Below are 13,801 nucleotides of genomic sequence, written 5' to 3' on the forward strand. Positions count from 1 at the left end.
CAGGAGGCCCGATCATGACTGCCCATCCCATCCTCCCCACGGCGGGCGCGGCGACCCAGCCCGGCGCGCCTTCGGCCTGGCTGCGCTGGCTGGCGCTGCTGGCACTGTCCGCGCCCTACCTGCAGGGTGGACTGGTCAAGGCGGCCGACTTTGGTGCCGCCATCGCCGAGATGCAACACTTCGGCCTGGCGCCGGCCGTGCCGCTGGCGGCAGCCGTGATCGTGCTGGAACTGGGCGCGGGCGCACTGATGCTGAGCGGGCGGCTGCGGTGGCTGGGCGCGCTGGCGCTGGCCGTCTTCACCGTGCTGGCGACCTTTGTCGCCAACCGCTTCTGGCAGGCGCCGCCGGATGCGCGCTTCGGGCAGGCCAACGCCTTCTTCGAGCATATCGCGCTTGCCGGCGGCCTTTGCCTGGTGGCCTGGGAAGACTTGCGGCAACGCCGCGCGGCCAGGGGCCAGGCATGAGCCCGGCCGCCAAGCCCGCGCCCGTCCCCGGTGCCGCCGCCCCGGCCGGCGGCAGCTTCGCGCCGCTGGCGCATGGCACCTTCGCCGTGCTGTGGGCGGCGACGGTGCTGGGCAATATCGGCAGCTTCATGCGCGATGTGGCTAGCGCCTGGCTGGCGACTGACCTGTCGGGCTCGCCCGCCGCTGTCGCCATGATCCAGGCGGCCGGCACGCTGCCGGTGTTCCTGCTGGCGATTCCCGCCGGCGTGCTGTCTGACATCCTCGACCGGCGCCGTTTCCTGATCGTGATCCAGGTGGGGCTGGCAATGGTCAGCGGTTCGCTGATGCTGCTGGCATGGCAGGACGGGCTGACCATCGAACTGCTGATCGGCCTGGCATTCCTGGGCGGCATCGGCACCGCGATGATGGGGCCGACCTGGCAGTCGATCGTGCCGGAGCTGGTGCCGGCCGGTGAACTGAAGCCGGCGGTGGCGCTGAATTCGCTGGGCGTCAATATCGCGCGCGCCATCGGACCGGCCGCGGGCGGCCTGTTGCTGGCCGCGTTCGGCGCGGCGGCAACCTATGGCGCGGACGTGGCCAGCTATCTGTTCGTGATTGCCGCGCTGCTGTGGTGGAAGCGCCCGGCACGCGCCGAAGACCCGCTGCGCGAGCATTTCTTCGGTGCTTTCCGCGCCGGCGTGCGTTTTGCCAGGGCGCACAGCAAGCTCCATGTGGTGCTGCTGCGCGCGGCCTGCTACTTTGCGCTGGGCAGCAGCATCTGGGCCTTGTTGCCGCTGGTGGCGCGCCAGATGCTGCACGGCGGCGCATCGCTGTACGGCATGCTGCTTGGCGCGGTCGGCGTGGGTGCAATCCTGGGCGCGCTGGTGATGCCGCGCCTGCAGAAGCGGCTGGACCTGGACCAGCTGATGCTGGCCGCGGCGCTGGCTACCGCGGCGGTGATGGCGGTGCTGTCGGTGGCGCCGCCGGCATGGGTCGCCATGCTGGCGCTGCTGCTGCTTGGCGCCGCATGGATCCTGGCGCTGACCACGCTGGCCGGCACGGCCCAGGCGATCCTGCCCAACTGGGTGCGCGGCCGCGCGCTGGCGGTCTACCAGATGGTGTTCAACGGCGCCATGGCGGTGGGCAGCCTGGTGTGGGGCTTTGTCGCGCAGGGGCTGGGCACGCCGGCGGCGCTGATGATCGCCGCGGCCGCGCTGTGCGTGGCCGCCTTCGTCATGCACCGCGTCAAGCTGCCGCGTGGCGAGGAAGACCTGGGCCCGGCACGGCACTGGCCTGCGCCCGAAGCCGCCGAGGAGGTGGCGCACGACCGCGGCCCGGTGATGATCCTGATCGAATACCGCGTGCGCGCGGCCGACCGCCAAGGCTTCCTGCAAGCCATCCACAAGCTGTCCGAGGAACGGCTGCGCGACGGCGCCTTCAACTGGGGCGTGATGGAGGACCCGGCCGATGCCGAGGCCTACACCGAGTGGTTCCTGGTCGAATCCTGGGCCGAGCACCTGCGCCAGCACGAGCGCGTGCCGCACGCGGACGCAGACCTGCAGCGCGAGGTCGCGCGCTTCCACACCGGCGAAGGGCCGCCGCGGGTGCGGCACCTGCTGGCAGCGGGGCGGCCACTGGAATAAGCAAGCCTAGCGACGGCCTTCCGATCTGCCGCTGCGGAACTCCCCTCTCCCGCTTGCGGGAGCGGGGCAGGGGTGAGGGCAGGCGTGGCGCGCCGACACCGCCCTTCAGGCAATGCCGCCACCCTGCCACCTACGCGTTCCCCGTCCCCAAGGACCCCCATGCACAACCAGCTGTTTATCGACGGCCGCTTCGTCGACGCCCTTGACGGGGACACCGTCGACGTCGTCAATCCGCACGACGGAAGCCTGATCACGCGCGTGGCCGCGGGCGCGCAGCTCGATATCGACCGCGCCGTGGCCGCGGCGCGGCGCGCCTTTCCCGCATGGTCGCGCCTCGCCGCCGGCGAACGCGGCAGGCTGCTGGCACGGCTGGCCGACGCCATCGAGGCCGACACGGGTCTGGCCGAGCTCGAAAGCGCCGACACCGGCCACCCCATCCGCGATGCGCGCGGCCTCGACGTACCGCGCACCGCGGCGTGCTTCCGTTACTTCGCGGGCATGGCCGACAAGATCGAAGGCACCGTGGTGCCGGTCGAACCCGGTTTTCTCAACTATGTGCAACGGGCCCCGGTCGGCGTGGTGGGGCAGATCGTGCCGTGGAACTTCCCGCTGATGTTCACCGGCTGGAAGCTGGGGCCGGCACTGGCGGCGGGCAATACGGTGGTGCTCAAGCCGTCAGAGCTGACGCCGCTGTCCGCGCTGCGCGTGGCGGCGCTGGCGGCTGACGTCGGTTTCCCGCCGGGCGTGATCAACGTCGTGCCCGGCTTCGGCAACGTGGCCGGGCAGCGGCTGGCCAATCATCCCGACGTGGACAAGATCGCCTTCACGGGGTCCACTGCCACCGGCCGGCGCATCGTCGAGGCCTCGCGCGCCAACCTCAAGCGCATCCAGCTAGAGTTGGGCGGCAAGGGCGCCAATATCGTCTTTGCCGATGCCGACCTGGATGCCGCCGTGGCGGGCGCGGCCTGGGCCAGCTTCCACAACCAGGGCCAGGCCTGCATCGCCGGCTCGCGCCTGCTGCTGCATGAGGACATCGCCGATGCCTTCCTCGAGCGCTTCGTGGCCCTGGCGCAATCGATCCGCGTGGGCGATCCGGCCGATTCTGCCACCGAGATGGGGCCGCTGACCTCGGCCGCTCACCGCGACCGCGTGCTCGAGTCTGTGGAGATGGCACAGGCCCAGACTGGCACCGTGCTGGCCGGAGGCAAGGCCCCTGCCGACCCTCGCCTGCGCCAGGGCTTCTATGTCGAGCCCACCGTGGTCGCTGCGCGCCCGCAGGACCGCATCGCCCAGGAAGAGGTCTTCGGCCCGGTCGTCACGGTGCTGCGCTTTGCCAGCGACGAGCAGGCGCTGGCCATCGCCAACGCCACGCAATACGGGCTGGGCAACGGGCTATGGACGCGCGACCTGGCCCGCGCGCACCGCCTCGCGCGCGATATCCGCGGTGGCATGTGCTGGGTCAACTGCTACAAGCGCGTCCATCCGGGCAGCCCCTTCGGCGGCGTGGGTGAATCCGGCTACGGGCGCGACATGGGGTTCGAGGCGATGCACGGCTACACCGAGTCGCGCTCGGTATGGATCAACGTGGATGCCGGCATTGCGCCGCACTTTGCGCGCTGAAGCCAGCGCGGCACCACCAATCATTTCAGGGAGAACGAAATGAAGCTCTATCTGGTATCACTGGCCGCCGGCATCCTGGTCGGCATCATCTATGCACTGCTGCAGGTGCGCTCGCCGGCGCCGCCGGTGGTGGCGCTGATCGGCTTGCTGGGCATGCTGATCGGCGAGCAAGTGGTGCCGCCCGTCAAGCGCCTGCTGGCGGGCGAGCCGGTCACGGTGGCCTGGTTCCGTGGCGAGTGCGTGCCGAAGATCACCGGCGCACCGTCGGCGCCGACGGCGGCTCGCCCGGCTGCGGAAGCAGCACGGGACGAGCCGCAGGCGCACTAGGCATCGCGCTAGCTCAGCGCCAGCGTGCGTTGCCGCGCCAGTTCCGCCCAGCGCGCCGCTTCGGAAGCGACCAGTGCATTCATCGCCTCGCGTCCGCTGGCCACGACTTCAAAGCCATTGTCGTACAGGTACTGCGTGACGGCCGCTTCGCGCAGCGTCTGGCTGACTGCGGCGGCCAGGCGGTCGAGCTGCGCGGCCGGCGTGCCGGCCGGCGCGATCATGCCGACCCAGGAATAGGTGACCAGGCCTGGCCAGGTGTCGGCCAGCGTGGGCACCGTCGGCAGATGCGCATTGCGCGCAGAAGAGCTGACCGCGAGCGCCCGCAGCTTGCCGGCCTGCAGTTGCGCCAGCACCAGCGGCAGGCTGGCGAACATCGAATCGACATGGCCGCCCAGCAGGTCTTTCAGTGCCGGGGCGCCGCCGCGGAACGGCACGTGCAGGCCATGGGTGCCGGCGGCCTGGTGGAACCATTCGGCGGTCAGGTGGTTGGAGCTGCCGATACCCACGGAGGCATAAGACACCTCGCGCCATTGTCGGCATGCCCGCACATAGTCCTGCAGCGTGCGCCACGGCGACGCTGCCGGCACCACCAGCGCCATTGGCGCGCGCACCATATACGACACGCCGGTCAGATCACGCCCGGCGCGGTAAGGCAGGTTCGGGTAGGCCAGCGGCTCGGTCGCATACGAGTCATAGACCAGGCCGATGGTGTGGCCGTTGGCCTTGCTGCGCGCCACGATGCCCGTGCCGATGGTGCCGCCGGCGCCGTCGTGGTTCTCGATCACCACGGTCTGGCCGAGCCGCCGTCCGAGGCCAACATGGACTGCACGCGCGGTCTTGTCGACCACGCCGCCTGGCGCAAACGGCACGACCAGCATCAGCGGGCCGTTGCTGCGCGCTTGTGCGCCGGCGCGGCCGGCCAGCAGCATGGCTGCGGCGCCGCCCAGCACCAGGCGACGGCGATGCAATGCACGGATCTGCATGACGGATCTGCCCCTCGTTCGCTATGATTGCCGTCGAACTGCCTTCTGATCGCGGCCAGGATGTCGCCGCGCCCCACCGTTGTGCAAGCAACCGCGGTACGTTGTCGGCCTTGCTGGCCCGGCGAGGGCCAGATGGTAGCACTGCGGTGGGTCATGATCCTCTTCGCACGGGTTTGCCATGGACCGTTTTCTCAGTATCGAAGCCTTTGTCAGGGTCGCGGACACGTTAAGCTTTGCCGAGGCCGCGCGCCAGCTCGGCGTGACCAATTCCGTCGTCAGCCATCGCGTGCAGCAGCTCGAGAAGTACATCAACGCGCCGCTGTTCCATCGCAGCACGCGGCACGTGCGCCTGTCGGAAGTGGGCGAGACCTACTACCGTCAATGCGCCGACGTGGTCGCCAACCTGGCCGACCTGACCGACCAGATGCGCGACCTGCGCGCCACCCCGGCGGGGCGCCTGCGCATCCAGGTGCTGCCCGGCTTCGCCATTGGCCACTTCGCCGATATCCTGGCCGGCTTCAGCCAGCAGTATCCGGATATCGAACTGGACGTCGTCGTCAACGACCGCGTCATCGACCCGATCGAGGAAGGCTTCGACGTGGCCTTCCAGATCTTCGCGCCCCAGAACGATTCGCTGATCGCGCGGCGCCTGTTCACGCTGCGCCGCATCTTCTGCGTGGCCCCGGCGTTCATCGAGCGCTGGGGCAAGCCGGAGCGGCCGGCGGACCTGATCTGCAGCAAGGTGGCGCTGTACTCCGCCTACCCGACCCGCAACAAGTGGACCTTCTCGCGCGATGCCGAATCGGTCGAGATCGACCTGGCCCCGCGCATGCGCACCAACTCCGTCCACCTGCTGCGCGACTATGCGGTCAGCGGTGCCGCCGTGGTTTGCCTGCCCACGCTGGTCGCCAGCGAAGACCTGCTGGCCGGCCGGCTGGTCCCGGTGCTGCACGACTATGCGCTGTCATCGTTCGAGTTCGCCGCCGTGTATCCGGCCACGCAGCGGCAGGCGCTGAAGGTGCGGGTGCTGGTGGACTACCTGGCGGAAAGGCTGCAGGGCGAGCCGCCGTGGGATGTGCCGTTGATGGAGAGGGGGTGGGTGCGGTGAGGGGGGCGCGGCAAAGTCAGCGGGACTTGCCCGTCTTCTCCGTTTCGTGAACAACGCCCGTTCGCATGGCCTTTGCTTTGGCCCTGGCGGGGGGCGGGCTTTCCGGCGTTCGTCCTGTCGATCTGGCACTGGAGTAACGACACCCATATGCTCACCAACAGTGCGCCGAACGTTTGAAAATAGGCCAGCCCCAGCTTGCCGTGTAGCAGCAACGCCAGAATTGCGAAGTTTGCGAGGAAGATGCCAAACATCGCGCCGATGAGCGCCTGATAGCGACGCCGCCGGATAAGTGGACACAGAAAATACCGGGGAACAAGTGCAACGAATACGATGCCCAAGTAAAAGATTTTGGTAATGTCAGAAGTACTGAGTTGTATATCCGGCATGGCGGGACTCGCGAAATTAACGGCGATCAAGGTCCTTGTAGTAACCCGGATACGCTTGTTCGATGATGCACAAGACCACTGCCATCCAGAAGCTCATCACCGGATTGAACATCGCTTCATAGAAGGGTGGAATCCGGGATCCCGGGAAATAGAAGGTAAGGACAAACAAATTCCCTACAAAGCAGCACAGAAGATGTATCGCAACCGTCAGGTACCGCTCCTTAAATAGCTGCGGAAACAGCAGGTATCTCGGTACGAGCATGAAGAAGACCACCGAGTTGTACAAGCCTTTTACTTTGTCGAAATTGCTGACGCCTAATTCCATAGTCATATTCACCTTGCCCGGCGATGGCGATCCCCGGGCTGTCGGATCAAGGTGTCAGCACGCGCGGACGGCGCAGTCGTCCGGGTTGAAGTCCCGCGGCGGTGGCGGGAGCAAGGGCAACAGGGCCCCTCCTAACGTAGTGATGCTGCCTGCAACAGGCGGCATCGTTGCGGCAATGGCTGCCAATGTCCCGCCGGTAAAGCCCAAGCCGGTGTACCAGGCGAAATCTCTGGCGTTGGGGTTGTCCGCGGCCATAAGATATCCTGCGCCACTGGCAACGGCTGCCCCCGCCACTCCTGCAGCGACCACTATTGGAGCAAGAGATCCTTCGATAGTATCCATCTCCATGCTCGACAACTGGCTGATATGCAGTCCTGGTGTGCTATCCATCCGCTCGATATCGCTGAATGTCACGGGCGCCTTGGCCCACGCGCCGCAGCACAGGCACGCCAGGACAATGGCGGCAGAAGCTCTTGGTACGACTTGCATCGGTAGCTCTCCTTGAAGTCAAAGGTCAACACTCACTGAAAACGTTCCCTTTCGGGCATGGCGCCCAGCTTCACTACTGTGCTGAGCGTTACCTGTGCACCGCCGCGGCCGCTGATATTGGCGTTGCCGCTCAGTGAAATGGTGGTCCGGTCGCTGGCCCGGTAACCCAGCCCGAAGACCAATGCGGTTTGCGTGTTGCGTTGCGAGGGCAAGCCCTGCGGGTCGTCTTCGGCCTGCTGCAATTGCCACTTGATGCCGCCATAGAGCGTCACGGTCTCGTTGACGGCAAAGCCGACCTGTGGCGTCAGCAACAGCACGTTGCCCGGTGTGGGCGAGGCGCCATCATGGCGCGGCAGGTTCAGCCGATAGGCAGCGTTCAGGCTGAGCACGACAGGATCGATGGTGCGATAGAGCGTGCCGCCGGCGGTGAAGCTGCTGAAGTAGGTGGTGGCATCGCCGGTGTGTTCCACGGCACCGGTTTCCAGATAGGCCACCAGCCCAGGACTGCCTCGTTCCTTAAGGAAGCGATGGCTGATGGCCAGCGACAGGCTGGAGAAGTTGGTGTTCGTGTTCGAGCGGTTGCCGACGCCCTCGAACAAGGTGCGCTCGCTGGTATGCGAACCGGTACCGGAGAACGAGAGTTCCGTGTCGGCCGAGTAGCCATAGCGTAGCCCGGCATAAGCGACCAGCGAATCCACATTCCGCGTTTTTGGGATGACACCCGTCGCTACCGGGATGATGTTCTGCCCGACCTGGATATAGATCGGCCCACTAGCCGCGGTGCCATTGGCTTCATGGTTGAAGTACGAAAGCCCCAGGTTTGCGCGCCAGCGGTTCTGTGCCGTCAGCAAGTCCTCCAGCGTCGGCACGATCTGCGCCGACGCGGAACACGGGGCGAAGGCGGTGGCGGTCACCGCGACCATTCTGCGCAGGCGCCACTTCATGGCTGGATGGGCCTCAACGGCAGCCCGCCGAATTTCGCGGGAATTGGCCGCATGAACGCCGCATTGCCGGCCTGCCCCGCCTTGCGCGGCAGCACCACCAGCGCACGGCCGGGATAGTCGCGGCTGGGCCGGGTGGTCCACAGGCGCAGGAAATCGGGGATGGCGTAGATGCGGTTGCCGTACGACGGGTCGGCAAGCTCCACCGAATGCGCGTCGATGCTGCGCAAGACAGAGAAATGGTTGTCGTTGCCTGCGTAGAGAAAGACGATCGCAGGGAGCGCGAGCTGCCGCAGCGCGTCCAGCGACAGCGAATAGCCGCGCGCCTCATAGCCGAAGTGGGCCGCCGCCGCGGACAGCGCGCTGAAGGTGGCAGGGCCCGTCGCGGCGATCTGCTGCAGGACCGCGGCTTCGTCTACCGGATCGCCGTAGTAGTGGTGCAGCAAGGTCGCCAGCGAAGCGGCGCCGCAGGAGTAGTCGAATTTCTGCTTGATCACGCCGGTATCGCGCAGTGCCGTCCATGAGCGCACTGAGGGCGTGCCTACCGCGGTCGCTTCGCAAACCTGGGCTAGTGTCAGAGCGAGAAAGGAAATGGCCTTGCGTTTCATGTCGGGGCGTCTGGAACAAGTTCTGCGAAGTCCGGAGCAGCGCTGAGATGAAAATAGTTCTCATTACTTCCGATATGCCGCAGGTTAGCCACGCCAGCGGGCTTGCGGAGACGGCCGATTCTGCAAGGCCATGCAGTTCTGGCCGTTTGGGGCAGAGAGATGTCTGCGGGACGCGGGGAATTTTCGCGATCAGCACGCTGCGCAAGCGGCCTGCCCCGCGCGAATGGCTGGGCATCGCGCTGGTGGGGGCTGGCGTTATGGTGCTGAGCCTGCGGCGGAAGGGCCATCGGTCACGACCCAGCGCACCTCGTGCCGCGTGGTCAGCGCCAGGATGCGCTGGCGCAGGAAATCGGCGTTGAAGGACGTCAGCGGCGATTCGAAGCGGTAGATCAGCAGCCCCGGCAAGGGCCGGGCCTCGGGGTAGTGGGCCAGTTCGTAGAAGCCAAGTGGCCTTGCCACAGGCCCGGCTGATAATCCTTGCGGTGGTAGCGCAGCAATTCGGCGGCGCCGGGCATCAGGCCGGGGCCGGCTGCGATGCCGCGCGGGAACGGGCGAGCCTCGCCACCGGAAATGCGGCTACGATAGCGTCGATCCCCAATCGTTCACCCACACAGGAAGCAAGCGATATGCTGGAACTCAGACCGGGCTGCGAGCATTGCAACAAGCCCCTGCCACCCGCATCGACCGAAGCCCGCATCTGCTCGTACGAATGCACCTTCTGTGCAGACTGCGTGGATAGGCTCAGCAACGTCTGCCCGAACTGCGGGGGTGGCTTCGTGCCGCGGCCGGTGCGCCCGGTACGCGACTGGAAGAACGGTAACTACCTCGGCAACAACCCGGCCAGTACCAGGGTGAAGCACCGGCCGGTCGACCTCGAGGTGCATGCCCGCTTTGCCGGAGCGATCGCCCCGGTCCCGCCCGAGCAGCGCTAGCGGTGGCCTGGGCTAGCCCTTGGATTTCGGCTTGAGCAACTCGCCAGCCTCCTTCACATTCTGCTCGGCGCGCTTGCTGATCACGGCCAGCGCTTCGGCCTGCGCCTTCTGCGCGGTTTCGGCCAGCGCGCGCATGTTCTCCAATGCCTGGTGCAGCTGCTGCTGCACGAATTCGCTGTGCTTGGTCATGGCCTCGGCAGGATTGCCTGCAGTGCTGTACTGCTGAGCGGCCGCCTGCAGCTGCTGCATGGTCTGGGCGAAGATCTCCTGCTGCTTCTGCACCAGGGCCTGGATACCCTCATAGGCCAGCTTGTTGGCCTCGGTCAGGGCCTCGATGTCCTTGCGGCGCGCTTCCATTACCGCGCTCATGTCCACGCCCGGCAGGCGGAACTGTTCCATCATCTTGGTGAAGTCTGCAAAGGGATTGGGAGGCGTGGCCATGCTGGGTCTCCTTCTGGAAGGACTGGCAGGGTGGCCGGCGGCGGGGATGGAGCGTGCCCTTCGGCCGGGTTCCTGTCCACTATAGCCGGTATCCGCACACTTCTGGCCGTCAATCGAGGAAGACCCTAAAGTTTCCGGACCCCATGCCGTTGGCATCCATAGCCCGCAAGTGCGTCGGCCCGACCGGGCGCGTCCGCGGACGATGAGAGCGAAGAACGCCGCGCCGTCCCAGGCGCGGACCGGCACTTCGCCGTAACCAGTGCTAATCAGGTAGAAGACATGAAGAATCTAGGCATCGGGGTCCGCCTCGGCATCGGCTTTGGGGTGGTATTGCTGCTTTCTGCGCTCATGACGGTATTCGGCATGATGCGCCTGCAACAGGTGGCTGAGCGCACGCACGCGATGATGCAGCAGCCGCTGACCAAGGAGCGGCTGGTCAGCGACTGGTACCGCCTCATGCACACCAGCGTGCGCCGCACCACGGCGGTGGCGCGCAGTGCCGACCCGTCGCTCGGCGCGTTCTTCGCGGCCGAGACCAAGGCGTCGATCGAAGGCATCGCCGCCTTGCGCGACAAGCTCCAGCCCATGCTCAGCTCGGCCGAGGAAAAGGCCGCATTCCAGAAGATCCTGAGCGTGCGTGACCCGTACAACAACGGCCGCGACAAGATCACCAAACTCAAGCAAGAGGGGCTGACCGAAGAGGCCAACCAGGTGCTGGAGAAAGAGTTCGTCCCGGCCGGCGACGCCTATCTGGGCGAGATCCAGAAGCTGCTCGACATCCAGCGCGCCAGCATCGACGCCACCGCGCGCGAGATCAACGGCATCTACGTCAACGCGCGCAACAGCCTGATCGGGCTGGGCGTGGTGGTGCTGGCGATCGGCATCGCGTTCTCGGTATGGCTGACGGCGGGCATCACGCGGCCGCTGCATCGCGCCGTGGCGGTGGCGCGCACCGTGGCGTCGGGCGACCTGACCAGCCGCATCGATGTCGACAGCCGCGATGAAACCGGACAGCTGCTGCAGGCACTGGCGGACATGAACGCCAATATCCTGCGCATCGTGCGCCAGGTGCGCGCGGGCACCGAGTCGATCGTGTCCGGCACCAGCCAGATCGCGGCCGGCAACACCGACCTGTCGCAGCGCACGGAAGAACAGGCCTCGTCGCTGCAGCAGACCGCGGCCAGCATGGAAGAGCTGACCAGCATCGTGCGCCAGAACGCCGACAACGCGCGCCAGGCCAGCACGCTGGCGGTCAATGCATCGGACATCGCCGAGAAGGGCGGCGACGCGGCGGGCAAGGTTGCCGAGACCATGGAGGAGATCAACGGCGCGTCGAGGAAGGTGGTCGACATCATCGCCGTGATTGAAGGCATCGCTTTCCAGACCAATATCCTGGCGCTCAATGCCGCGGTGGAAGCCGCGCGCGCCGGCGAGCAGGGCCGCGGTTTCGCCGTGGTCGCGGGCGAGGTGCGCACGCTGGCGCAGCGCAGCGCTTCCGCCGCCAAGGAGATCAAGGCGCTGATCGGCGATTCGGTCGATCGCGTCGAGAAGGGTTCGATGCAGGTGACGCAGGCCGGCCAGACCATGGTGGAGATCGTTGCCGCGGTCAAGCGCGTGACCGACATCATGGGCGAGATCAGCGCGGCCTCGGCCGAGCAGAGCGCCGGGATCGAGCAGGTCAACCAGGCGGTGACGCAGATGGATACCGTGACGCAGCAGAATGCCGCGCTGGTGGAAGAGGCCGCCGCTGCAGCAGGCTCGCTGGAGGAGCAGGCGCAGCGGCTGAAGGAGGCGGTGTCGACGTTCAGGCTGGCGGCGTAAGCGTAGGCTGTTTGCTTGCTCCCTTCTCCCGCAAGCGGGAGAGGGGAGCATCTCCATCGCAGCGGACGCTCACCGCGCCTTCAGAAACTCCCCCACCTCCAGCAACACCAGCTCGTTGTCGTCCGCCTGGTTCGGCTCGCGGCTGCTGCTGAAGGGCAGGTTGTTGTCGTTGCCCACCACGATATGCGTGGCGTCGACCACGTCGACGTTCTCGATGGTGAAGAACGGGAACGCCAGCACGCCATCGGTCAACGGCTTGCGCGCAAGCTTGGCCGGGTCGGCAATGCGCAGCAGGTCGATATAGCTGATCTTGCGCAGCGGCCCGCCGGCGTTGGCATCGCTCAGCTCGACCTTGTACACGCGCTTGAACTTCGCCACGTCGTCAAAGCAGTCCGGGCGCTTCTGCCCGGCCGGACAGGCCTTGTCCGGCGTGCCTTCGCCGTTGTCGCGCTCGATGATAAGGCCGGTGGTGGCGTCGATCATGTTGAAGTCGCCGATGGCGTGGCTGGCGCCTTCCAGTACGTACTTCCAGTGGCGGCCGGTCCAGGCCTGCTGCCTGACATCAAACTCCAGCACGCGCAGGTAGGGCTTGCCGCCATCGTTCTCGTAGCCCTTGGCGGCCTCGTCCCACAGCGCGCCTTCCAGCAGCGCGTACAGCTTGCTGCCATCGGGCGAGGACGCCATGCCCTCGAAGCCCTTGGAGCGCCGCACCTGGAACTTCACGCTGCCGTCCGGCGCGCCGGGCGCGGTGACGGCGGGATGGTCGGGCGAGCGCACCACCTTGCCGTCGACCTTGGTGTCGAACACGGCCAGCACCTTGCCGTCCATGTCAGCCTTGATCAGGAACGGGCCGAACTCGTCGCCGATCCAGATCGCGCCATCGGCGAACTGGAAGCTCTCCGTATCGAAATCCGACCCCGTCAGGTAGCGCTGCCTGGTGCCCTCGTGGACGATGCGGAACGGCACCTTCTTGTCGGGGTCGTGCAGGAAGATGGTCTTCAGGCGCTGCAGGCGGCCGCTGCCGAAGTCCACCTTGTAGCGGTTCAGGTACAGCATGAAGTCCGGCGAGTTGGCCTTGGCGCCGGCGCCGTTGTCGGTCAGCACCCAGAAGCTGCCGTCGGCCATGCGCTTGATGCCGGAATGCCCCTGTGCCGGCTGGCCGCGGAACGGCAGCGACACGCCGGTGGGGCGGCCATTGGACTTGCCTTCGACCGTGCCCGGCGTGTCCACGCGCTGCGCGGTGGTGAACTTGCCGCTGACCTGCAGGTCAGCGGGCGCATCCTTCGGCACGGCAAGCAGGGTCTGGGCCGGCAGCACTGCGTGGCCGGCCAGCGTGGCGGGGTAGGCGGCAGGGGCCTGCGCCCACGCCTGCGCCGCGCCCAGGCAGCCCAGTGCGATGGCCGCCGGGGCCAGCAGCAAATGACGAGACATTGTGGTTTTCCTTGGCGTTCAAGATGACAAAACCCTGCATTGTCGGCGCCAAGTTTGACAGAACTGTGATCCGTGGGACGCATGGCCCGGCATGTTGCACTGCAGCGTAGGTGCCATATGGGCACCGTGCCGGTGCAATCTGCGAACGATCATGCTGCGAGGACGGCCCAACGCGGCACCGGCGTCCGGATTTCTGCCGATAGCCGCGCAAAAAGCAGTGGGTTTTCAGGCCCCTGAAAGCAAACTGAGGCAAAATTCTATTTTTCGCCTAGTATGCCGCCGCGCTGTGACCCAGCAGGCGGA

At 66.6% G+C, this 13,801-nt stretch carries 15 protein-coding genes; 7 read left to right on the top strand and 8 right to left on the bottom strand.

Translation table 11 applies throughout. From position 1 onward, the window contains the following. Positions 1-14 precede the first annotated feature (14 nt). The 4 genes from AC3WVS_RS03370 (at position 15) to AC3WVS_RS03385 (ending at position 4,033) form a co-directional block, all read left to right on the top strand. Positions 15-464 (top strand): DoxX family protein, encoded by a 450-nt coding sequence (locus AC3WVS_RS03370; RefSeq protein ID WP_492317375.1) that lies wholly within the window; start codon positions 15-17, stop codon positions 462-464. Next, the gene (locus AC3WVS_RS03375) at positions 461-2,086 is read left to right on the top strand and encodes an MFS transporter (protein ID WP_492317376.1); all 1,626 of its coding nucleotides are present in this window, start codon (positions 461-463) and stop codon (positions 2,084-2,086) included. The genes AC3WVS_RS03370 and AC3WVS_RS03375 overlap by 4 nt, the downstream gene beginning before the upstream one ends. Positions 2,087-2,245: 159 nt before the next feature. Next, complete coding sequence (locus AC3WVS_RS03380) at positions 2,246-3,706, top strand: aldehyde dehydrogenase family protein (protein WP_492317377.1); 1,461 nt, start codon at positions 2,246-2,248, stop codon at positions 3,704-3,706. A 39-nt stretch (positions 3,707-3,745) separates the two neighbouring features. After that, positions 3,746-4,033, top strand: coding sequence for a XapX domain-containing protein (locus AC3WVS_RS03385; RefSeq protein WP_492317378.1), 288 nt, complete (start codon positions 3,746-3,748; stop codon positions 4,031-4,033). 8 nt (positions 4,034-4,041) lie between these two features. On the opposite strand, the gene AC3WVS_RS03390 is transcribed toward AC3WVS_RS03385, so the two are convergent. After that, on the bottom strand, positions 4,042-5,016 hold the full coding sequence (locus AC3WVS_RS03390; protein ID WP_492317379.1) for a tripartite tricarboxylate transporter substrate-binding protein: 975 nt from the start codon (positions 5,014-5,016) through the stop codon (positions 4,042-4,044). A 178-nt stretch (positions 5,017-5,194) separates the two neighbouring features. Here AC3WVS_RS03390 and AC3WVS_RS03395 point away from each other — a divergent pair, with 178 nt between their 5' ends. Then, positions 5,195-6,124 carry a LysR family transcriptional regulator gene (locus AC3WVS_RS03395; RefSeq protein WP_492317380.1) on the top strand — a complete coding sequence of 310 codons (930 nt, stop codon included), beginning with the start codon at positions 5,195-5,197 and terminating at the stop codon, positions 6,122-6,124. Between the two features lie 402 nt (positions 6,125-6,526). Here AC3WVS_RS03395 and AC3WVS_RS03400 read toward each other — a convergent pair whose 3' ends face one another. From AC3WVS_RS03400 to AC3WVS_RS03420, 5 genes are all read right to left on the bottom strand, one after another. Further along, positions 6,527-6,841: a hypothetical protein gene (locus AC3WVS_RS03400; RefSeq protein ID WP_492317381.1), complete on the bottom strand. Its 315-nt coding sequence runs from the start codon at positions 6,839-6,841 to the stop codon at positions 6,527-6,529. Positions 6,842-6,889: 48 nt separating this feature from the next. After that, positions 6,890-7,324 (bottom strand): hypothetical protein, encoded by a 435-nt coding sequence (locus AC3WVS_RS03405; protein ID WP_492317382.1) that lies wholly within the window; start codon positions 7,322-7,324, stop codon positions 6,890-6,892. A 32-nt stretch (positions 7,325-7,356) separates the two neighbouring features. Then, a complete protein-coding gene (locus tag AC3WVS_RS03410; protein ID WP_492317383.1) occupies positions 7,357-8,268 on the bottom strand; it encodes a hypothetical protein in 912 nt (303 codons plus the stop codon). Further along, on the bottom strand, positions 8,265-8,873 hold the full coding sequence (locus tag AC3WVS_RS03415; RefSeq protein ID WP_492317384.1) for a C39 family peptidase: 609 nt from the start codon (positions 8,871-8,873) through the stop codon (positions 8,265-8,267). Before AC3WVS_RS03415 ends, AC3WVS_RS03410 begins: the two co-directional genes overlap by 4 nt. 255 nt (positions 8,874-9,128) lie before the next feature. After that, positions 9,129-9,332, bottom strand: coding sequence for an STAS domain-containing protein (locus AC3WVS_RS03420; RefSeq protein WP_492317385.1), 204 nt, complete (start codon positions 9,330-9,332; stop codon positions 9,129-9,131). Positions 9,333-9,499: 167 nt separating this feature from the next. Here AC3WVS_RS03420 and AC3WVS_RS03425 point away from each other — a divergent pair, with 167 nt between their 5' ends. Further along, positions 9,500-9,805: a DUF1272 domain-containing protein gene (locus AC3WVS_RS03425; protein ID WP_492317386.1), complete on the top strand. Its 306-nt coding sequence runs from the start codon at positions 9,500-9,502 to the stop codon at positions 9,803-9,805. 12 nt (positions 9,806-9,817) lie between these two features. Here AC3WVS_RS03425 and AC3WVS_RS03430 read toward each other — a convergent pair whose 3' ends face one another. Beyond that, complete coding sequence (locus AC3WVS_RS03430) at positions 9,818-10,246, bottom strand: phasin family protein (RefSeq protein ID WP_492317387.1); 429 nt, start codon at positions 10,244-10,246, stop codon at positions 9,818-9,820. 279 nt (positions 10,247-10,525) lie between these two features. Here AC3WVS_RS03430 and AC3WVS_RS03435 point away from each other — a divergent pair, with 279 nt between their 5' ends. Next, on the top strand, positions 10,526-12,067 hold the full coding sequence (locus AC3WVS_RS03435; protein ID WP_492317388.1) for a methyl-accepting chemotaxis protein: 1,542 nt from the start codon (positions 10,526-10,528) through the stop codon (positions 12,065-12,067). Between the two features lie 69 nt (positions 12,068-12,136). On the opposite strand, the gene AC3WVS_RS03440 is transcribed toward AC3WVS_RS03435, so the two are convergent. Next, complete coding sequence (locus tag AC3WVS_RS03440) at positions 12,137-13,498, bottom strand: esterase-like activity of phytase family protein (RefSeq protein ID WP_492317389.1); 1,362 nt, start codon at positions 13,496-13,498, stop codon at positions 12,137-12,139. Positions 13,499-13,801: the final 303 nt, after the last annotated feature.

The organism is Cupriavidus sp. CPT47-8839-RL05A (assembly GCF_058792255.1).

Bases quoted from the DNA above. Each gene is read 5' to 3' on its own strand.
- AC3WVS_RS03380 (WP_492317377.1), top strand. From the start codon at position 2,246: ATGCACAACCAGCTGTTTATCGACGGCCGCTTCGTCGACGCCCTTGAC.
- AC3WVS_RS03410 (WP_492317383.1), bottom strand. From the start codon at position 8,268: ATGAAGTGGCGCCTGCGCAGAATGGTCGCGGTGACCGCCACCGCCTTC.
- AC3WVS_RS03390 (WP_492317379.1), bottom strand. From the start codon at position 5,016: ATGCAGATCCGTGCATTGCATCGCCGTCGCCTGGTGCTGGGCGGCGCC.
- AC3WVS_RS03370 (WP_492317375.1), top strand. From the start codon at position 15: ATGACTGCCCATCCCATCCTCCCCACGGCGGGCGCGGCGACCCAGCCC.
- AC3WVS_RS03425 (WP_492317386.1), top strand. From the start codon at position 9,500: ATGCTGGAACTCAGACCGGGCTGCGAGCATTGCAACAAGCCCCTGCCA.
- AC3WVS_RS03375 (WP_492317376.1), top strand. From the start codon at position 461: ATGAGCCCGGCCGCCAAGCCCGCGCCCGTCCCCGGTGCCGCCGCCCCG.
- AC3WVS_RS03415 (WP_492317384.1), bottom strand. From the start codon at position 8,873: ATGAAACGCAAGGCCATTTCCTTTCTCGCTCTGACACTAGCCCAGGTT.
- AC3WVS_RS03430 (WP_492317387.1), bottom strand. From the start codon at position 10,246: ATGGCCACGCCTCCCAATCCCTTTGCAGACTTCACCAAGATGATGGAA.
- AC3WVS_RS03440 (WP_492317389.1), bottom strand. From the start codon at position 13,498: ATGTCTCGTCATTTGCTGCTGGCCCCGGCGGCCATCGCACTGGGCTGC.
- AC3WVS_RS03405 (WP_492317382.1), bottom strand. From the start codon at position 7,324: ATGCAAGTCGTACCAAGAGCTTCTGCCGCCATTGTCCTGGCGTGCCTG.
- AC3WVS_RS03400 (WP_492317381.1), bottom strand. From the start codon at position 6,841: ATGACTATGGAATTAGGCGTCAGCAATTTCGACAAAGTAAAAGGCTTG.
- AC3WVS_RS03395 (WP_492317380.1), top strand. From the start codon at position 5,195: ATGGACCGTTTTCTCAGTATCGAAGCCTTTGTCAGGGTCGCGGACACG.
- AC3WVS_RS03385 (WP_492317378.1), top strand. From the start codon at position 3,746: ATGAAGCTCTATCTGGTATCACTGGCCGCCGGCATCCTGGTCGGCATC.
- AC3WVS_RS03435 (WP_492317388.1), top strand. From the start codon at position 10,526: ATGAAGAATCTAGGCATCGGGGTCCGCCTCGGCATCGGCTTTGGGGTG.